Origin of the sequence: Nonomuraea indica (assembly GCF_002850745.1) — a bacterium.
GTDB lineage: Bacteria > Actinomycetota > Actinomycetes > Streptosporangiales > Streptosporangiaceae > Nonomuraea > Nonomuraea indica.
On sequence record NZ_PJOK01000064.1, the window covers coordinates 144451 to 163325 of the forward strand.

Consider the following 18875-nt stretch of genomic DNA (forward strand, 5'->3'; position numbering starts at 1 on the left):
GCCTCAGGAAGCGTCGCGGTACAGGTCACGCCTCTCGGACAGCCGCTCCAGGCCGGCCGACCGGTAGGTGGCGACGGCGCCGGCGTTGGAGCTCGGCGTGCACACGTCCACGCTTGACGAACCCGACTCCTGCAGGGCGCGCGCCGCGGCGACCGTGATCGCCCGGCCGTGACCCTGACCGCGGTGTGCCCGGTGCACCCCCATCGGCTCGATCAGCCCCGGCCTGCCCACACCCGCCGACCACACCGTCACGGCCGCCACCGCCTCGCCCTGCTCGTTGCGGACGACCAGGCACTTCGCGTCGCCGTACGGCGTACCTGCCGCCATGGCGTGCCAGCGCTCGTCGGTGAACGTGGAACCGTCGAACGACGCCCGCAGAACCGCGACCCATTCGTGGGCCTGGTCCGGCCTGATCACCTCGACGCGTACGCCGGGGTCGGGCACCAGCGCGCGGAGGTCACGCCGAAGCAGCGTCCACGGCTCGCCGCTCCCCCAGCCATCCTCGGACAACAGGTCCTGGACCAGCGCGCCGATCGGCGCCTCGACGTACACCTTCCCCTCGGGGAGCACGCCGCGCTCGGGCGCCGACACGTCCTCCACCACCTGCCGCGCCAGTGACTCGTCCCGCAACGCCTCCGGCGCGAACCCCAGCCGCAGCAACTCCGCACCGTCCAGCAACCCGACCGCCAGCACCTTGCCGGCCCGGCTCCAGGTCCGGACGGCCTCCGCCGTCCGCTGCGCACCGAACCGCCAGAACCAGCCCACATCCCCCGGATGCAACTGCACGGGCGCCGCGCCGTCCTGCCACTCCCGCAGCACCCGCACCACGTCGCCGAGCCCGTCGGCTCCCGGCCTGCCCATCTCGATCATCATCGACCCCTCACACACCACTCCACCGCCGGCCGGCGACGGGGGCGATCAGCGTCGCCGCACTCGCCAGGACGGGCAGCCCGACCACGACGGCGGCCAGGAACAGCCATGGTACGGCGATCGTGGCGGGGTCGCCGGCGCCGAGTGTCGTCATGGGGCGGGCCAGCGCCAGGCCCGTCACCGTTCCCGCGAGCAGTCCCACCAGCGCGCCGAGCCCGGAGATGTAGAGGGCCTGGCCGGCCACGACCGCCCGCAACGTCCTGGGCGGGGCGCCGATGGCCACCATCGTCGCCTGCTCGGGCCGCATGTCGGCGGCTGCCAGGCGCGTGGCGGCCAGCGTGCCGCCGACGACGAGGACGAGAGCGCCGCCGAGCCAGCCCCACAGGCCGGGTCGGGCACGTTGCGATGGCCCTCCTCGACGGCGACCGTGACACGGCGATCCACCTTGGCCAGATCACGCCACAGCGTCGAGTCGGCCGACGGCCGGTGCATGGCGTAGAGCTGGCGCTCCGCCGTCGAGAAGCCGGCCTGCTCCACCAGGCCACGCGGCAACAGGGCGCCGCCCTGGTGCTCGTCGGCGGGTGCGGCCAGCACCGCGGGCACCTCCAGCCGGCGCGCGGGGCCGGACGTGGAGCTCGCCCGCAGGGTGAGCTTGCCGTCCCGCAGCGCGCCCGCGTCGAACACCACCGACCGCGTCACGCACGGACATCCGCAGAGGGAGCCGCAACCGCGTGGCCAGGCGCCCGGTGAAGCCGACCAGCCACGGCGTCAACACCACCAGGCCGAGCAGCACCAGCACGGCGGAGGTGAGCACCCACATGGAGTCCGGCCGGCGCCACGCCACCGCGGTCGCCCCCAGTCCGGCCAGCACCAGCACCGCTCCCGCCAGCGGCCATCCCGGCCGCTCGGACACCGCGGGCGCCCGGCCCGAGAGCACCGCCGCGCCGGCCTGATCACCGATCATCGTGTTGGGGCCGCGGTGTCGGCGGGAGATGAAGGTGTGGAGACCACGGCCCTACGACTGTCACGGTCGACCAGGCGGCGCAGGGCGATCAACCCATAGCCGAGCAGCACGAAGCAGACGGCCAGCGCCAGCGCCATCAGCGCCACCCCGCCGTACCCGAACCTGTCCACATCCAGAAACGGATAGGGATACCGCTTCCACGCGCCAGGAGGCAGCAAGGCGCCTCTGACCAGGGCAAACACCAGATAGGCCATCGGGTAGATCAGCCACCTGAGAGCGGCCGCCCATGTCGGCCGAGGAGCGGCCCGGTCGAAGAACAGCCAGTCGATCACGGCCATGACGGGCGTCACGTAGTGAAGAAGAAATTTGCCCAGACCGTGACCGTGAAGGGAGAGGTGCTCGAAGGGGTTGGCTCCGCGCATGCGCAGAAAGTGCCAGACCAGACCAGTGATCACGATGTAGAGCGTCACCGCCCCCTTGAGCTCGACAGAGGAGCGCCATCTGCCGACCACCTGCCAGGAGCAGAACCCCGCGAGCAGCAGATTGCTCTGCACGGTGAAGAGCACGAGCGGGTTCAGCGGACTGCCCAGGGCCATCCACGTATGGATCAGGCCGACCACCGCGGCAAGGATCAGCATCAAGCGGTACGCCCTCACCCCAAGCATAGGGATCATGGTCGCACAGAGCGCATCACGCCGACCGACCGTTCGCCGATCGCTGGAACGCCGGAGTGAAGGCCTTCGGGCAGGGCTGCCCGAAGGCCGGCCCCCGGCCGCGATGGCCGCCTTCTAGGAGGTGCGGCGTGCGGCCCAGGCAGTGCGTTCGGTGCGCACCGCGAGGTCGTCGCGGCGCAGGATGCTGTGCGGGCCGGCCACGTCGAGCAGCCGGTCCAGTGCGGCCAGGTCCTCGGCCGAGAGCGCGCCGGCCACGCTGTGGCGCAGCCGCCGCAGGCCGGCGAGGGCGTAGGCGCCGACCGCCTTGCTGCCGGAACCCGTGACGTTCACGGCGACAGTGCGCTCCCCCTCGACGGCGAACCCCGCCTCGGCCAGCTTCGGCCCCCAGTCGGCGCCGCGGTGGGGGACGCGTTCGGCGTGGAGCCGGTCGCTCGCCTCGTGGCAACGATCCTCCAGGCCGGGCCGGTCCTCCGGGACGTCCTCGGGCAGGAATCGCGGGAAGCCGGACAGTTCCACCACCGCGAACAGGCCGCCGGGGGCCAGCAGGTCGTGAACGCGGCGCAGGACGCGGTCGGGACGGGCTACGTGGTGCATGGAGGCCGATGCCCACACCAGATCGGGCGTGCCGAGATCGGGCCAGTCGGTCCCGTCGAGATCGGCCTGAACGGTGCGCACGCGCCCCTCCACGCCCCGGGCGCACGCCTTCTCCAGCAGGCGCTGAAGGTGCGGGGCCGAGACGTCGACCGCCGTGATGCGCGCCTCCGGGAAACGGTCGAGGAGCGTGAAGGTGCCCGCCCCGGTGCCGCACCCGAGATCCACGATCTGGCCGGGAGGTTCCTGGACGGGCAGCCACCCGGCGATGGTGGCGGTGTGCTCGGCCAGGACCTCCGCGTCCAGGTCGAGGATCTCCGCCTGCCCGTCGGCGTGCTGCTCGTGGTGGCCGTGAGAGGAGTTGCATGGGTCTGCGTGAGTCATGCCGTCACGCTAGGACGATGACGTGCGCGGGGCGCGATCACTTCCCGGACCCGCAACCAGATGGCCGCGCGGCATGCCGGACGCGCAAGACGCCCCCATCCGGGCGGGCGGTCAGGTACGCGAGCCGTCCGATTCGCCGGTGCCGCCGGCGCGCTGATGACCGCGACGGGCGTCGCGGTCGAAGATGCCCAGGATCTCGCAGGGACCCCCCTCGGCCCCGATGGCGTGCGGCAGCATCGTGGGGAACTCGGCGGCCTGGTTCGTCTCGACGCGCAAGCGCCGGTGGCCCAGCAGGAGGATCGCCGTTCCGGACAGGACCACGAGCCATTCGCGACCCGGGTGGGCGCGCATCCGCGCGGGATTGTCCGGGGGCGGCCCGGTCATCCGCTGACGCACGACGGTCATACCGGGGTCGCTCTTGACGGGCCAGCGCATCAACCCGTGCGCACCGTCGATCACGGGGCTGGTGACGACATCGTCGGAGGCGGTCTCCACCAGTTGGTCCAGGGAGGTGTCCAGGGCTCGGGCGAGGGTCACCAACTGGTCCAACGCGAGACGGCGCCGGCCGTTCTCGATACGGGAGAGCGTGGACGGACTGACCCGGGCGCGGATCGCCAGCTCCTCCAGGGACCAGCCCTGCGCCACCCGGAGGGCACGGATGCGTCTGCGTACGAGACCGTCGAGGTCTCCATCGTCTTGCGTCACAAGCACTACCGTATGCCCCTCGCGCAAGGTCCAGGACTGTCCGGCGTCGAGGCCGGCGACCAGAGCAGCCGATGCGAGTGCCATGAGCCGACGCCACGGTCACCCGGCTGCGGCTCGTCTTTCCCTTGATCTCACCCAGGCGGTGAAGCCCTCGATCGCGTCGATGACGGCCTCGAAGCGGACAGAGTGGTACAGGTCGAAGGCGTGGTTACCGCCGCGCAGCTCGGCGTAGACGACGGGGGCGGCCGAGGCCTGACGCAGCCGGTCGGCGAAGTGCCGGGCATCCGCCACAGGCACCAGCGGGTCCAGATCGCCGTGGGCCACGAGGAACGGCGGCGCGTCCGGTGTGATGTGGGCCAGCGGCGAGGAATCGGGGCCCTGGCCGAAGTAGGCGCCGTACCAGCCGTTCAAGTAGATGGCGCCGGTCACGGAGGTGTCGGCGTCCTCGAAGCCCGGCTGGAAGGCGGGGTCGTTCTGGGTGAGCGCGGCCAGTGCCGCCATGTGCCCGCCCGCCGAACTGCCCGCGACGAACAGCGTCGACGGGTCGGCGCCGTACTCGTGGGCGTGCTCGCGCACCCAGGCGATGACCTTCTTGAGGTCGATCAGGTGGTCCGGGTGCCGGGCCTGCGGCCGGAGCCGGTAGTTGGCGCTGACGCACACCCATCCCTGGCGGGCGAGGTGGTGGAGCAGGGGAAGCGACTGGCTGTTCTTGCGGCCGCCGGAGTAGCCGCCGCCGTGCAGGTGGATCATCACGGGGGCGCCGGAGGGGCGCGAACGGTGGTGGTAGAGGTCGAGCAGGTTGCGGCGGCCTGCGTCGCCGTAGGCCAGATCGGGCACGCGCCGGACGTCCAGGCGGCGCCGGAAAATCGGCATGAGCAGGATGCGGACCCAGGGGGGACGGCGCCGCAGCCCACCTCCAAGGTCGGCGTCGATGGCGGCGCGCCACCCCGCGCCCAGCCCGGAGTCCATCGCGCGCTCGATCCTGGCCCGCTCGCCCAGCGCGCGGTAGGCGATGAACGCGAGCCCGAGCACGGTCACGGCGGCCAGGGCGACTACCGCCCAGCTGCCCGCCGAGTCGATGTCACCGTCGGCGAACGCCAGCGCCGTCGGAAGCAGCAGCATCCAGAAGAAGACCGCGAACGGCAGCTCGTTGGCGGCCAGGCCGAAGTAGTAGCTCGGGCGGCCGAGCGGGCGTGAGAACGGCACCGGCCGCAGCGCGAACAGCGTACCGATCGCGGCGAGCGCCACGGTGAACAGATACCCGAAGGGCACAGAACCTCCAAAGATCGCAATCTGCACGAGGGCATGCCCGCCCGCGTCAGAGTCGCCGGTGCACGTCCGGCAGCCTTGCCCGGCCAGGCGGGTTGCCGCATCGGGCTCGTGGTCGCGCTCCGTCCTTCCGAGGTGGGGTCAGGGTCCTCCTTTGGTAGGTGACGGCCGCGCCGTGGCGGCCACTAGCCTGAGCCGGTGAGTGAGAGGCGATCCCCCGGGCCCACGAGCGTGATGATCGTGATGCTCGGAGTGGGCGCCCTGACCTCGGTGACACTGTGGGGGCAGTCCGGCGGACCCTTCGTGGGGCTGGACGTCGTCATCGCGCTGGTGAGCCTCGTCGCGACACTCGCCCAGCTGTGGTGGCCGGTCCCCGGGGCGCTCGCCGCCACGCTCCTCGCGGCGATCTCCCCGGCGGCGACGCCCGCGGCGACGATGGGGGCGCTGCAGGCCGCCCAGCGCGGACGGTTCGGCGTCGCTGTCGCTGTGGCGGCGGCGGGCGTCACGGCTCACCTGCTCCAGGCGCTGTGGAGGCCGAACTCCGGCCTCTCCTTGGGATGGTGGCTGCTGCTGATCTTCACCTCGTACGGCGCCCTGCTCGGCTGGGGCGCGCTGGCCCGTTCCCGCCGAGCCCTGCTCATCTCGTTGCGCGAGCGCGCCCGCCGCGCCGAGACCGAGCAGGGCCGCCGGATCGCCGAGGCGCGCATGGCCGAGCGTCGCAAGCTCGCCCGGGAGATGCACGACGTGCTGGCCCACCGCCTGTCGTTGGTGGCCACACACGCCGGGGCACTGGAATACCGCCCGGACTCCTCCCCCGACCAGCTCGCCCTGGCCGCCGGGGTGGTCCGCTCCGGAGTGCACCAGGCGCTGGAGGAGCTGCGCCAGGTGATCGGCCTGCTCCACGAGGACAACGACCTCCTGGACGAGCGCGGACCGTGGCCCACGCTGGCCGACCTGCCGCGCCTGGTCGCCGAGGCACGCCAGGCCGGCCAGGACGTACGCGTCAGCGACGAGCTCCCCGACGCCGTCCCGCCCACCACCGGGCGGACCGGCTACCGCGTCGTTCAGGAAGGACTCACCAACGCCCGCAAGCACGCCCCCGGCCAGCCGGTGGACGTGCACCTGCGCGGTGCTCCCGGCACGTCCCTGCTGATCACCATCACCAACCCGATCCCGCCGCCGGGCGGGGCACCGACCGCTCCCAGCAGCGGAGTCGGACTGGTCGGGCTCACCGAGCGAGTACGGCTCGACGGAGGACAACTGGACCACCACAGCGGCGACGGACGGTTCCGGCTCCACGCCCGGCTACCATGGCCGGCGTGATCCGCGTGCTCCTGGTGGACGACGACGCCCTGGTCCGTGCCGGACTGTCGATGATGCTCGACGGAGCCGCCGGCATCACCGTCGTCGCCGAGGCGGCCGACGGCCAGGAGGCCATCACCGCCACCGACGCCCACGCCCCGGACATCGTCCTGATGGACCTGCGCATGCCCCGCGTGGACGGCATCACCGCAACCCGTCGGCTGCGGGCCCGCACCCACCCGCCGGAGGTCATCGTGCTGACCACCTTCGACACCGACGAGAACATCGTGCACGCGCTACGTGCCGGCGCCAGTGGGTTCCTGCTCAAGGACACCCCGCCGGCGCGGATCGTCGAAGCCGTCACCCGGGTCGCCGCGGGAGACCCGATCCTGTCCCCGCGCATCACCCGGCGCCTGATGGAACGCACAGTCACCCAGGCCGGGGCCTATGAGCGGGCTCGTGCCGCGCTGGCCACCCTCACCCCGCGCGAACACGAGGTGGCCGTGGCGATCGCTCAAGGCAGGACGAACGCGGACATCGCCACGGAGCTGACCATGGGCATCACGACCGCGAAAGCCCACGTGTCCAGCATCCTGACCAAGCTCGGCCTGGACAACCGCACTCAGATCGCGCTCCTCGCCCACGACGCGGGCCTGTCCTGACCACCTGTGCCCACGGGAACCGGCCGACAGCAGCGACCGGGCCCGCGCCTGCACCGACGAGCTCCGCCACCGGGGTCACGTCGCCCACTCCATGATCCGCAACCTCACCGCGGCCGAACCGAGCCCCGCACCGAACCTGGACGACCTCATGGACTCCGCGCCGTGGAGGCCGAGGCTCGCCATGGCGAGCGCCGGTCGGATCGCCGGCACGACCTGGGCGGCGTTCAGGCGTCGGTGGTCCTGGGCCCGTCATCGCGATGCCGGGCCTTCACGGTGTCCAGAGCGATCATGAAGCGGGTGAGGAGCGGGTTCGTGTTCCCGGCCAGCCAGACAAGGTGCAAGGTGGTGGCGGTACCCGCGAGTCGTCGAGGTGTCACCCCCTCCCGATGCAGCACCCGATAGGAGTCGGCCATCACGGCCGCGCCGAAACCCGCGGCGACGAGCGCGAGGATCGTCTGGACGCTCCGGCCTCGTGCGCCGACGCGCGGCACGATTCCGGCGTGGTGGCACAACGAGGTGATCTCGTCGTGCGCGTGGGGTGCGGACTCCCGTGGCCACAGCACCAAGGGGATCTCACCGAGCACGGACACCGGCGCCGGCTCGCGGGTCCTGGCGAAGGGGTGCCCGGCCGGCAGGAAGATTGTCAACGACTCGCGTGCGCAGACCCGTGTGGCGAGACGGGCGTCGCGGACCGGCAGCCGCTGCACCGCCACGTCAAGGCTGCCGTCCAGGATGCCGGCCGACATCTCGGCGTCGTCGAACAGTTCCACCAGGGTCAGCTCGATGTCGGGGAATTCCACCCGCAGCCGCCCGAGAGCGGCGCCCAGCACACCGTTGATACCTGATCCGGCGAACCCCACCGTCAGGCGGCCGGTCTTGCCCTCGGCGGCCAGCCGTACGTCGTTGAGAGCGGCTTCCGCGTCGGCCAGCATCTGCACGGCACGCCGGATCAGCACCTCCCCGGCAGGGGTGGGAACGAGTCCGCGGCCGGCGCGCGTGAACAGTTCGGCCCCCAGGCGTCGTTCGAGCTCACCCAGCTGCCGGCTCAGAGTCGGCTGGGTGAGCCGCAGGCGGCGAGCGGCTCCGCTGATGGATCCCTCTTCGGCGATCGCCACCACGTAACCCAGCAGTCGTAGATCCATCTATGCCTCCACGGCATGACTGCCATATCGATCGATGCCTCAGAGTAGGCGCCTGGGTACGACCCGGTAAAGAATGAGGTCGTCCCAATGTTCGGAGATGCCGGAGACGTCGTGAAACACCTCGGAGTTCTCGCTCACAGCACGGGAGGAGCCGCCCTCTGCTTCCTCACCTATTGCGAGGAGGGATTCCGCCGGACAGGTCGCAACGAGCATCCCGACGTCACCCTGGACTACATCGCCTTCGGGTACAGCATGCCTGCCTGGGACGCGGGGGATCACGCGAGCGTCCGGGCCACCCTGGCCACCAGCGCGCAGCGACTCGCCCGAGCCGGCGCCGACTTCTTCGTATGCCCGGACAACACCGCCCACCTGGCTCTGGAGGTGCCGGGAGCGGACCTCCCACTGCCGGGCCTGCACATCGCCGAGGTCGTCGCGGACCAGGCCGCCGCCGAGGGGCGCACCCGCGTCGGCGTGCTGGGCACCAGGTACACGATGGACGGCCCGCTGTACCCGCGGGCCCTCGCCGCCCGCGGGATCACGGCGGAGTTGCCGGACGCGAGCGACCGGCAACTCGTCAACGAAATCATTTTCAAGGAACTGGTGAACGGCGTGATCAGCGATGCGTCGCGCCAGGAGTACCTCCGTGTCATCGAACGGCTTGCCGACCGGGGCTGTGACGCCGTCGCCCTTGTGTGCACCGAGATCCCCCTGCTGATCACGCCAGAGGTCTCCCACCTGCCGACGCTGGACTCCACCCGGCTGCTGGCGCGTGCGGCCTACGAGGTCGCTGTCGGCGAGCGGGCGATGCCCGACTGGCGGGGCGGCCCTCGATGAGCTCAGGACGCCACGGAACGGATCGCGCAATGCCGGATCCCCATCAGCGGCTCCGGGAACTGGGGCTGGTGTTGCCGCAGGTCGTCCCGCCAGTCGCGACCTATGTGCCGGCTGTACGCAGCGGTGACCACATCCACGTGTCGGGCCAGGTGCCACTGCGCGAGGGACGGTTGATCGCGGCTGGCCGGCTCGGTGACACAGTCGGCGTGGAACTCGGGTACGAGTGCGCGCGTCAGTGCGCCCTCAACTCGCTGGCGGCCCTGCAGGCGGAGGCCGGCGACCTGGCGGAGGTGGCCCGCGTGGTCAAGGCCCTGGTGTTCGTCGCGTCGACGACCGACTTCACCGGGCACCCACAGGTCGGCGATGGGGCGTCGGACCTGCTCTGCGAACTTTTCGGCGATGCCGGACGGCATGCCCGCTCGGCCGTCGGGGTGTCGTCGCTGCCCCTGAACGCACCCGTCGAACTGGAACTCCTGGTCGAGCTTCGCCGACCGGCTCGCGGCTGAGTCCGCGTATCCCTGGGCCCCCCGCCCCGCGGGAGGGCGCCATCTTTCGGCAACAAGGAGGGCGCGCATGCCCGCGAAAGTCCCGGCGGCGATCGTCGGTTCAGGCAACATCGGAACGGATCTGCTCTACAAGCTACGCCGGTCCGAGCTCATCGATCCGCAGTTCATGATCGGCATCGATCCTGGCAGCGAGGGGCTGCGGCGGGCCGAGGACCTCGGCGTCGAGGTGTCCGCGGAGGGCGTTGACTGGCTGCTCGGGCGGTCGGACCTGCCCTCACTGATCTTCGAGGCGACCTCGGCGACGGTGCACGCCGCGGCCGCGCCGCGCTACGCGGCTGCGGGGATCATCGCCATCGACCTGACTCCCGCGTCGGTCGGCCCCTGGGTCGTGCCCGCCGTCAACCTCGACGACCATCTGCAGGCACCCAACCTCAACATGGTCAGTTGCGCGGGACAGGCCACCATCCCCCTGCTGTACGCAATCGACCAGGTTGCCGACGTCTCCTACGGCGAGATCGTCGCGACCATCGCGAGTGCCAGTGCCGGTCCGGGCACCCGGTCGAACCTCAGCGAGTTCAGCGAGAAGACCGCACAAGCCCTGGTCTCGGTCGCGGGGGTGGACGAGGCCAAGGCGTTCTCACTGATCAATCCAGCCGAGCCGCCCATGGTCATGCGCGACACCGTGTACGCGAAGGTCCGCCGCAATGACGCCGGCCGGATCGAGCACGCCGTGCGAGAGATGGTGGAGAAGGTTCGGCGCTACGTGCCCGGATACCGGCTGCGACTCGTGGAAGTCGATGGCGACCTGGTGACCGTCATGGTGCAGGTGCAGGGCGCCGGTGACTTCCTTCCCGCGTACGCGGGCAATCTCGACATTATCACCGCCGCCGCGGTCGCCGTCGCCGAACGGATCGCGGCGAAGACCCTGGGAGCCGCTCGATGATCACCCTTGTGGACACCAGTCTGCGTGACGGCATGAGCAGCGTCTCGCACCAGTTCACCCCGGAACAGGTCGGCGCCGTGGCGGCAGGCCTCGACCGGGCGGGGGTCCGGGTCATCGAGGTCGCCCACGGCATCGGCATCGGCGCCTCCTCGATTCAGTACGGATTCGCCGCCGCGACGGACGCCGAGTACGTACAGGCAGCCGTCGCCGCGGTGGACAGAGCGGACATCGCCGTGCTGTACGTGCCGGGGATCTCCACCCTCACGGCCCTGGACGCCGTCCGCGAGGCGGGGGGGTCCACGGTACGAATCGCCACGCACTGCACCGAAGCAGACTGCGCCGAGCAGCCGATCCGCCACGCCCGCGAACGCGGCATGCGCGTGATGAGCTTCCTGATGATGAGCCACAAGCTGGAACCTGCGGCACTCGCCGAGCAGGCCGCCACACTCGACTCCTACGGCGCGCAGGTGATCTACGTTGTCGACTCCGCCGGGGCGCTCGTGCCCGCTTCCGCCGGAGCTCGCGTCGCCGCGCTGCGTGAGGCAGTCCATGCCGACATCGGGTTCCACGCTCACAACAACCTGGGGGTGGGTATCGGCAACGCGCTCGCCGCGGTCGAGAACGGTGCGACCTACATCGACGGGTCACTGCGAGGTCTGGGGGCCAGCGCCGGCAACGCCCAGACAGAGGTTCTCGCGGCGGCGCTGGAACGAGCCGGTCACGACCCTGGAGCTGACGTCTTCGCACTGATCGAGGTCGCCGAACGCGTCATCGCACCATTGATGACCGAGCCCCAGATCGTCGACGAGACAGCGCTCCTGCTCGGCTACGCCGGTCTCTACTCCACCTTCTTCCACCCGGCCAAGCGCGCCGCAGGCAAGTACGGCGTGCCCGTGCGCGAGCTCCTTGGGGAACTGGGGCGGCGCGATGTCATCGGCGGTCAGGAGGACATGATCATCGACGTCGCGGCGGAGCTTTCGAGCCGGGCGCGGAGGGCGTAGGTGAGGGCTTCCGAGGTTCGTGAGGCGGCCGCCGCGCTGCTCGGCGCCTACCGGTCGGGCACGCCGATTCCTCCCTTGAGCGCGACCTACCCCGGCGCGACCATCGCCGACGCCTACCGGATCCAGCAGGAGCAGGTACGTGCCTGGGCCGACGCCGGAGACCACGTCCGCGGCCACAAGATCGGCCTGGTCTCGGCGGCGATCCAGCGGCAGATGGGCGTCCACGAGCCTGACTACGGCCATCTGACCGCCGGCATGTTCCGCTCGGAACACCGGCCCATCCCCGCCGGCGCGTTCCTCCAGCCGCGGATCGAGCCGGAGATCGCCTTCGTCCTCGGCGCCCCCTTGCGGGGACCCGGCGTGACGGTGGACGACGCCAGGAGAGCGGTGCGCTGTCTGCTGCCGGCACTCGAGATCGTCGACTCCCGGATCAGGGACTGGAGGATCTCGATCGTCGACACGATCGCCGACAATGCGTCAACCGGGGCGGTGATCCTCGGAAGCACGCCGATCGATCCGGCCGACGTCGACCTGGCGTCCACGAGCTGCGTGCTGCTCAGGAACGGCACGGTCGCAGAAGCCGGCACGGGAGCGGCGGTCTTGGGCACTCCCCTGAACGCTTTGGCCTGGCTGGCGAACGCTGTCGGTGGGCTCGGAGTGTCGCTGGGGCCGGGCCAGGTCGTCCTGTCCGGATCCATCACCAGGGCCATCGCCCTCGCGCCCGGCGACAGCATCACGGCGGACTTCTCCGGAATCGGGAGGGTGACGGCGATGCTGGGTGAGGAAGACGCACCATGAGAGGGGGACGCCGCCCCTGAGCACTTTCGTCCGCAGTGCCTCTCCGGCCCGGACGGCGCCCGTGGCGGTCCTCGCGGTCAGCGGGCCGGGTGCACGGTCGACGACGATGTCGCCGCTGGGCGCGTTCACCCGGCAGCTCGCCGGTTCGGGCATCGGCCGGCATGTGACCACGCGCACACTCTGGCGCTGATCAAGCGGTGAAGGCCGGGGAGACGGGTGTCACTTCTCGGCGGTGCCGGGTTTGCCGCTGATGGACTCCTGGTAGGCGTCCGCGTAGGTGCGCGAGTCCTTGATCAGGTCGTCGGCGAAGGCGGCGACGTCGTTGCCGATGAGTTCGAGGACTCCCTTGCCGGACGCGACGCCCTCCTCGAAGAAGTCGACGATGCCGGGGAGCAGGGGCCCGTCGATCACGTCGATCGGTCCGACCTTGAAGAAGTACTTCTGCATCTCCTTGTAGACGATCTGGTAGTCCGGCGGGAGCGCCTTGACCCGCGCCATGTGCGCCCGCCACTGCTTCTTGCCCTCGATGATGTCCTGGATGCCCATGTCAGCCTCCCAGCCGGCCCAGTTTCCTCGCGACGTTCCTGTTCAACTGTTCGCGCCACCGGTCGCGATAGCTTCTGGCGCCTTCTCCGCCGGCCAGCGCCGCGCAGAAGCCGCCGATGTCGTCACCCAGCACCTCCTGAATGCTCTGCCCGTCGGCGGCTGTCTCCTCGAGCAGTCCCAGAGCGCCGTCGACGATCGGCGTCAGGTTGCGGCCGGTGAAGTCCCCGTACGAGAAGAGATGGGCTTTGATCTGTTCCCACGCCGCCCGGTGGTCGGCCGGCAAGGCCGCGGCCCGAGCCTCGAACGCCTTCCATTCCCTGGTGAGATCGCTTCCTGTGATGGTCTCCCAGAAGTTCATCTCCCGCCCTCCTTGAGCTTGTCGATGCGTGATGAGACGTACTCCCATTTCGCCCAGAACCTCGCGAGTTCCTCGTGTCCGGCGTCGTTGAGCGCGTAGAACTTGCGCGGCGGGCCCACCCCGGACGGGCGTTTCGTCACCTGGACGAGCCCGTTCTTCTCCAGCCGCAGCAGGATGGTGTACACCGTCCCCTCCACGACGTCGGCGAAGCCGAGTTCGTTCAGCCGGCGCGTGATGGCGTACCCGTAGGTCTCCTCGCTGCCGATGATCTGGAGCACGCAGCCCTCGAGCGTGCCTTTCAGCATCTCCGTCAGGTCGTCCATCGTGAGTCCTCTTCCGTCCCCCTCTTGGTACTCGGTGGTACCGAGTACTGCTATACAGTACCACAAAGTAGCGGGAGGACGCTCGGCGCGCGGCTACACCACCTCACCCTCACCCCGCGCGCCAGGAGCGTGAACACCGGGCCGGCGTCTGTGGCGGTCAGCTCGCGCCCTGCCCGCCGCAGAACACCTCTTTGAGGAGCTTCTCGTGGGGCTTCACGTACGCCTGCGACGGTTCGATCGCGGCGTCCCCCATGGTGATCGAGCCGGTCAGGGTCTTCTTGCCGTCGGGCGTGCTGTACATGATCGACGCATAGCCCGCCAGGGCGTTGCCGTTGTGGTGGAGAACGGTGCCACAGTTCGGCCCCAGGTCCTGCACGGACACCCCCAGGCCGTAGCCGAGTGCGCCACTCTTGGGGTGCGGCCTGCGCATCTCGGTCAGCAGCTTGGCGGGCAGGAGCTTGCCGCTGTTCAGTGCGGAGAAGAACCGGTGGAGATCCTCGGAAGTCGAGATCATGCCGCCTGCGGCGCCCAGGTAGGTGGGGTTCTGCCGGGTGACGTCGACCACCTTCCACTGGCCGGCGTCCTCGTAGCGGTAGTAGCCGCGGGCGTGCGGCCCGGGGATCCCCGTCCGGGTGCTCGGCGGCACGGTGTGCTTGAGGCCGAGCGGCCGCAGGATCCGCCGCCGCATCTCCTCGGCGTAGGAGCGGCCGGTGACCTTCTCGATCAGCAGCTGGGCCAGCGTGTAGTTGGTGTTGGAGTAGCCCCAGCCCGTCCCCGGCTCGAACCGCGCCGGCTTGGAGAACGCGAACCGCACCAGATCCTCCTGCCGGTAGCTGCGCAGTCGCTTCTCCACCAGATCCCTGCCCGGCGCGATCAGTCCCGGCACGAACGTCCCGTCGGGGTCGAGCTCGCCGGTGTAGTTGTACACCCCGCTGGTGTGCTGCAGCAGCATCCGCGCCGTGATCCGCCGGTCCAGCCTGTCCTGGGGCAGGTAGTCGGCCACCGGGGCATCCAGCTTGATCCTGCCCTCGGCCACCAGCTGCAGCACCAGCGTCGCGGTGAAGGGCTTGGTGCTGCTGCCCAGCCGGAACAGCCCGTTCGTCGGCGGCTTCGCGGGGCTGCCCAGCCTGCGCACCCCGGCGCTGCCGACCCACTCGCCCCGCTCGTCGTTCACGCGCACCTGCACCCCGGCGAAACCGGCATCGACGAACGCCTGGATGGCCTTCTGCAGCTCGGGGCGATCCTGCCCGGCAGCGGCGTTCGGTGCGGCCGTACGGCTGTCCGCGGCGGCCGCCCCGGGCGCGACCGTCCCGGCCAGCAGCCCGGCCACCAGAGCCGTTACCGCCGCCGGGCGGAAGATCTTGACGGGGCGGAGGGATTCACTCATCGTCGTTCCTTTTCGCGATAGTACGTGTTTTGGACGACTCGAAAGCTACGTTGCATTCCGGATCGAGTCAATCGACCGATGCGCATCTATCCAGGTCAAAGCCCACAAATTGACGCAATGACGCTGTCCCGAAAAGCAACAGCCATGTTGCAATGAATGGCCGCTAAGGCAACACTGACGGCATGCCACGACGACGACTGACCCAGCAGGACCGCCAGCGCATCGCCGCCGGGCTCGCCGACGGACTCTCCTACCGCGAGATCGCCAGGCGGCTCGACCGGCCGACCTCGACGATCACCCGCGAGATCGCCCGCAACGGCGGCCCCGCCGGCTACCGGCCTCAGCAGGCCCACCAGGCGACGATCCAGCGCGCCAGGCGCGGCACACCGGCACCCCCACCCGCGGCCACGCCACCGGTCGCCACGATGGAACACGAAATCATCGAGATGGCGGTCGGAGCGGGGATGCCGAGGACGGCCGCCCGCGTGCACCACGACCTGATGCTGTCCGAGGACGGCAGACGCACCGCGGCCGAGCTGACCCAAAGGCTGAACGTCAGCCCGGCCTCCGTCTCCGTAGCCGTGAACTACCTGGTCCAGCACGGGTATGCCCGGCGCGAGCGCGATCCGCGGCGGCGCCGCGACCTCTACGTGATCGACAACGACGCCTGGCACGGGTCCGTCGTGATCAGCAGGCGGCAGACGCTCGAGACGGTGCGGGCCATGATGGCGGTGGCCGAGGCCTGCGGGCTCGACAGTCCCGTGGGAGAACGGCTGGCCAAGACGGCAGCGTTCCTGGAACACGTCAGCCTGGACATGATCGAGTCGGCCGACCGCTGGCGCCACCTCCTGACGTGACGGGACCCGGCAACCTGACGAGCCGCCCCCGCGCATCCGCCATCACGGCCGCCGCGCCTCGGCCGCGAGGCCGCCAAGAACAGAGGACGTCGTCGTGCGCTGAGCTCATGTTTAAGGCCACTGAAAGATCGGTTCCTAACGTTCTGCGTGGCAACCTCAACCGCAAGGAGTGACATGAGGGCAATCGCAGCTATCGCCGCCACGATGGTGCTCGCCTCCTCCCCGGCCGCGGCCGAGACCGAGGAGAGCGACAGGGAGATCCCCCTGGCGCACATCGAATACACGACCGGTCTCACCGTGAGCTTCACCGACAGCCAGCCCTCCAACGAAGTGGGGATGTCCCAGCTCGGGATCATCGGCCGCGCGCCGCTCATCGCCTGGGAGCGGAGCAACAGCTACCTGCAGACCTACCTGGAGATCACCCCGCCCGACGTGCCGGTGCCCCAGCGCCTCGTCGACGACCACGGCACCGACCTCCCCGCCGAGCTGCACCAGCGGCGGATCACCAGCGAGCCGGTCACCGTACGCGGCCTGACCGCCCCGGCCGGCGCGGTGCTCTCCGCCTCGTGCACCGCCGAACACTGGGGCTGGCACCTCTGGCACGACAACGCCCAGGCCGGCATGGCTCCCAAGTCGTACACCACCTTCGACTTCGGCGGTTTCAAGGAGCGTCGCGCGGAGAGCTTCATCTTCAACTGCCTGCCGGTGGGCTCGCCGAGTTACCTGTGGGCCCGGCACCGGCTGTACTACTGGAACGGCACCAGCTGGTGGAAGCAGGCGGAGGAGAAGGTCGGCCCCGGGCTGCAGGCGGAAGAGGTCAAGGGCAAGATCAAGCTCCACCGCAAGGTCTCCTACGACGACGGCTGGGGGTCCAACCCCAACTGCCTCAGCGGGGCCTGCAAGTACACCCGTGAGGGACGTTTCACCAGCTGACGGCTGACTGGCCGCCTAGGCAAGGCTCAGCCGTACTGTGGAGAAACTCCAGTCTCAGGGGTCGCGGCCGATGGCGAGACGGGCACGGTGGCACACGTGCCGGCGGTGGCGTGGCCGGCAGCGCACGATCCTCGGGTGCGAGAGCAACGATCGTGGCCGCGCGTGGCGCGCTGCTGGCGGAGGTGTCGTGGGAGTGGGAGTTCGAGGCGGGTGGTGTGCTGGGTCGGCCGCCGCTGCACCGAGGTGCCACGGCGGCGAGGTCCGTCCTGGCCGCCGTGGGCGGCGCCACCGCCGGCCCCGCACCGGCCGGCCCCGAACTGTCCGACGCTGCGCCGGCGGCCTCGATGGCCGCCGCCCTGCCCCCGCCGTCGGCGTACGGCAAGGGCATGACGCCATGGACAGCTCGAGGGGAGGATCCCCGCGCGCATGAGTGGGTCTGCGGAGAACCCCTGCTCGAGGCCAGTTCGTACGGCGGCGCGCCCGCCGTCAGCCGCCGCCTGATCGGTGAGGTATCGGTCCGCGAGGACGTGCTGTTCCTGCCTGACGAGCAGAGCGCCGAACGGGCCCGCACCGGGCCGCTCGGCTGGAACGGCTCATGCCGCTCCGACGAGGACGAGCAGTCCTACAGCAGCGGCCCCCGCCTTGAGCCCTTCGCCCAGGGCCCGTGGACGGGCGAGATCAAAACCTTCGCCGTGCGGCGCCTCGACCCGCCGCACCGGTCCAGGGGCGCCGCCCTCCGCTTCGTGGCACACGTCGCCGTGGGCGTGCGCCGCGGCACGACCGTGGTCTACCTCCGTTGGCAGGGGTCGGCCGAAACCGACCCGGCCGCCGCCCTGCGGACCGGCCGTGCCGCCCTCATCCGCACACTCGCCCGCCTGCCCTCCGGCGGCTGAAAACCGTGAGCCCGTAACCCCGGGACGGCCGGCCTGAAGGCATAAGCGCGCTCTCCCGCAGGTCAAGGTGCACAACAGACGCCTCTCCGGTCAGTGCTGTCACTTGACCCAGCGCCGGAACCCGCCCTCGGAGTTGATCACCTGGCCGGTGATCCATGCCGCCTCGTCCGAGGCGAGCCAGCGGACCAGGCGAGCGACCTCCTCCGGCCGCCCCCACCGTCCGGCAGGCAACGCGTTGCCGACCTGCCGGGCCAGTTCAGGCCTGGCCCACCCGGTGTCGACGGGGCCGGGATTGACGGTGTTGACGGTGATGCCGCGATCGACGAGCGCGTCGGAGAGGCTGGCGGTCATCTGGTGGATCGCGCCCTTGCTGATGGCATACGGCAACTCCAGAGGCATCGGGGCCAGATGCTGGCCGGACGTGAACAGGATCACCCGGCCACCGGGTCGGCGATCATCATGCTGAGCGGCGAACGCCTGGGTGAGGAGGACGCTGCCGCGAGCGTTCACCGCCCAGGACAGGTCGAGCTCGGTCGCAGTCAGTTGCTCCAGTGACTGTGCCGAGCTGCGGGCATGGTTGGCGACCAGCACGTCAACGTGCCCGAACCGCTCGCCAGCCTCCTCGATCACCCGCGCCGGCTGCAGTGGATCGGCGAAGTCCGCCTGCACGTGCGCCAGCCGGTCGCCCAGCCCGCCCAAGGCATCCAGCACACCGGACATGCCTGCCGGATCGCTGCCCCATGCCTGATCGGCATCATGAGGTGTCCATGACTGCACCAGCACCTTCGCCCCGGCCGTCAACAGCTCCCGTGCCACGGCGAACCCGATCCCGGCCCGCCGGCTCACGCCGGTCACCACCGCGACACGGCCGTCCAGAGGACCTCGCTGGGCACCTGCGTTCTCTTCGACGATCACTCAGAGATGATCGCTGAT

General features: G+C 70.4%; 23 protein-coding genes. 11 read left to right on the forward strand and 12 right to left on the reverse strand.

The features are described from left to right. Nucleotides 1-3: 3 nt before the first annotated feature. Nucleotides 4-873, reverse strand: coding sequence for a GNAT family N-acetyltransferase (locus CXR44_RS37080; protein ID WP_101790826.1), 870 nt, complete (start codon nt 871-873; stop codon nt 4-6). A 7-nt stretch (nt 874-880) separates the two neighbouring features. Then, complete coding sequence (locus CXR44_RS37085) at nt 881-1255, reverse strand: FtsX-like permease family protein (RefSeq protein WP_101790827.1); 375 nt, start codon at nt 1253-1255, stop codon at nt 881-883. 346 nt (nt 1256-1601) lie between these two features. Here CXR44_RS37085 and CXR44_RS37090 point away from each other — a divergent pair, with 346 nt between their 5' ends. Next, entirely contained in the window at nt 1602-1823 is a 222-nt protein-coding gene (locus CXR44_RS37090; protein ID WP_101790828.1) for a hypothetical protein, read from the forward strand. Between the two features lie 7 nt (nt 1824-1830). On the opposite strand, the gene CXR44_RS37095 is transcribed toward CXR44_RS37090, so the two are convergent. From CXR44_RS37095 to CXR44_RS37110, 4 genes are all read right to left on the reverse strand, one after another. Further along, on the reverse strand, nt 1831-2472 hold the full coding sequence (locus tag CXR44_RS37095; protein ID WP_245899908.1) for a Pr6Pr family membrane protein: 642 nt from the start codon (nt 2470-2472) through the stop codon (nt 1831-1833). Nucleotides 2473-2622: 150 nt separating this feature from the next. Further along, complete coding sequence (locus tag CXR44_RS37100; RefSeq protein WP_101790830.1) at nt 2623-3483, reverse strand: class I SAM-dependent methyltransferase; 861 nt, start codon at nt 3481-3483, stop codon at nt 2623-2625. Nucleotides 3484-3594: 111 nt separating this feature from the next. Continuing rightward, nucleotides 3595-4188, reverse strand: a complete 594-nt coding sequence (locus CXR44_RS37105; RefSeq protein ID WP_180903889.1) for a helix-turn-helix domain-containing protein — start codon at nt 4186-4188, stop codon at nt 3595-3597. A 99-nt stretch (nt 4189-4287) separates the two neighbouring features. Next, nucleotides 4288-5460, reverse strand: coding sequence for an alpha/beta hydrolase (locus CXR44_RS37110; RefSeq protein WP_101790831.1), 1173 nt, complete (start codon nt 5458-5460; stop codon nt 4288-4290). Between the two features lie 195 nt (nt 5461-5655). On the opposite strand from CXR44_RS37110, the gene CXR44_RS37115 reads away from it, so the two are divergent. Together CXR44_RS37115 and CXR44_RS37120 are read left to right on the forward strand one after the other, a co-directional pair. Beyond that, nucleotides 5656-6780 (forward strand): sensor histidine kinase, encoded by a 1125-nt coding sequence (locus CXR44_RS37115; RefSeq protein WP_245899896.1) that lies wholly within the window; start codon nt 5656-5658, stop codon nt 6778-6780. Further along, complete coding sequence (locus CXR44_RS37120) at nt 6768-7421, forward strand: response regulator (RefSeq protein WP_101790832.1); 654 nt, start codon at nt 6768-6770, stop codon at nt 7419-7421. Before CXR44_RS37115 ends, CXR44_RS37120 begins: the two co-directional genes overlap by 13 nt. A gap of 224 nt (nt 7422-7645) precedes the next feature. Here the strand turns inward: CXR44_RS37120 and CXR44_RS37125 are convergent, their stop codons facing one another. Continuing rightward, complete coding sequence (locus CXR44_RS37125) at nt 7646-8563, reverse strand: LysR family transcriptional regulator (protein ID WP_101790833.1); 918 nt, start codon at nt 8561-8563, stop codon at nt 7646-7648. A 111-nt stretch (nt 8564-8674) separates the two neighbouring features. Here CXR44_RS37125 and CXR44_RS37130 point away from each other — a divergent pair, with 111 nt between their 5' ends. From CXR44_RS37130 to CXR44_RS37150, 5 genes are all read left to right on the forward strand, one after another. Further along, entirely contained in the window at nt 8675-9397 is a 723-nt protein-coding gene (locus CXR44_RS37130; protein WP_101790874.1) for an aspartate/glutamate racemase family protein, read from the forward strand. A gap of 29 nt (nt 9398-9426) precedes the next feature. Next, nucleotides 9427-9903, forward strand: a complete 477-nt coding sequence (locus tag CXR44_RS37135; protein ID WP_101790834.1) for a RidA family protein — start codon at nt 9427-9429, stop codon at nt 9901-9903. 67 nt (nt 9904-9970) lie between these two features. Continuing rightward, on the forward strand, nt 9971-10846 hold the full coding sequence (locus tag CXR44_RS37140; RefSeq protein ID WP_101790835.1) for an acetaldehyde dehydrogenase (acetylating): 876 nt from the start codon (nt 9971-9973) through the stop codon (nt 10844-10846). After that, nucleotides 10843-11847 carry a 4-hydroxy-2-oxovalerate aldolase gene (gene dmpG / locus CXR44_RS37145; RefSeq protein WP_101790836.1) on the forward strand — a complete coding sequence of 335 codons (1005 nt, stop codon included), beginning with the start codon at nt 10843-10845 and terminating at the stop codon, nt 11845-11847. Before CXR44_RS37140 ends, dmpG begins: the two co-directional genes overlap by 4 nt. A gap of 75 nt (nt 11848-11922) precedes the next feature. Further along, nucleotides 11923-12645 carry a 2-keto-4-pentenoate hydratase gene (locus CXR44_RS37150; RefSeq protein ID WP_245899898.1) on the forward strand — a complete coding sequence of 241 codons (723 nt, stop codon included), beginning with the start codon at nt 11923-11925 and terminating at the stop codon, nt 12643-12645. 219 nt (nt 12646-12864) lie between these two features. On the opposite strand, the gene CXR44_RS37155 is transcribed toward CXR44_RS37150, so the two are convergent. The 4 genes from CXR44_RS37155 to CXR44_RS37170 form a co-directional block, all read right to left on the reverse strand. Next, on the reverse strand, nt 12865-13191 hold the full coding sequence (locus CXR44_RS37155; RefSeq protein WP_101790838.1) for a DUF1048 domain-containing protein: 327 nt from the start codon (nt 13189-13191) through the stop codon (nt 12865-12867). Between the two features lies 1 nt (nt 13192). Beyond that, nucleotides 13193-13549 (reverse strand): DUF1048 domain-containing protein, encoded by a 357-nt coding sequence (locus tag CXR44_RS37160; RefSeq protein WP_101790839.1) that lies wholly within the window; start codon nt 13547-13549, stop codon nt 13193-13195. Beyond that, a complete protein-coding gene (locus CXR44_RS37165) occupies nt 13546-13872 on the reverse strand; it encodes a PadR family transcriptional regulator (RefSeq protein ID WP_101790840.1) in 327 nt (108 codons plus the stop codon). Before CXR44_RS37165 ends, CXR44_RS37160 begins: the two co-directional genes overlap by 4 nt. Nucleotides 13873-14029: 157 nt before the next feature. Continuing rightward, the gene (locus CXR44_RS37170) at nt 14030-15259 is read right to left on the reverse strand and encodes a serine hydrolase domain-containing protein (protein ID WP_101790841.1); all 1230 of its coding nucleotides are present in this window, start codon (nt 15257-15259) and stop codon (nt 14030-14032) included. Between the two features lie 182 nt (nt 15260-15441). Here CXR44_RS37170 and CXR44_RS37175 point away from each other — a divergent pair, with 182 nt between their 5' ends. The 3 genes from CXR44_RS37175 (at nt 15442) to CXR44_RS37185 (ending at nt 17942) form a co-directional block, all read left to right on the forward strand. Then, nucleotides 15442-16116, forward strand: a complete 675-nt coding sequence (locus tag CXR44_RS37175; RefSeq protein WP_245899900.1) for a GbsR/MarR family transcriptional regulator — start codon at nt 15442-15444, stop codon at nt 16114-16116. 174 nt (nt 16117-16290) lie between these two features. Then, the gene (locus CXR44_RS37180; protein ID WP_144070222.1) at nt 16291-17049 is read left to right on the forward strand and encodes a hypothetical protein; all 759 of its coding nucleotides are present in this window, start codon (nt 16291-16293) and stop codon (nt 17047-17049) included. 152 nt (nt 17050-17201) lie between these two features. Continuing rightward, complete coding sequence (locus CXR44_RS37185) at nt 17202-17942, forward strand: hypothetical protein (protein ID WP_101790843.1); 741 nt, start codon at nt 17202-17204, stop codon at nt 17940-17942. A gap of 99 nt (nt 17943-18041) precedes the next feature. On the opposite strand, the gene CXR44_RS37190 is transcribed toward CXR44_RS37185, so the two are convergent. Beyond that, the gene (locus CXR44_RS37190; protein WP_219602235.1) at nt 18042-18857 is read right to left on the reverse strand and encodes an SDR family oxidoreductase; all 816 of its coding nucleotides are present in this window, start codon (nt 18855-18857) and stop codon (nt 18042-18044) included. Nucleotides 18858-18875: the final 18 nt, after the last annotated feature.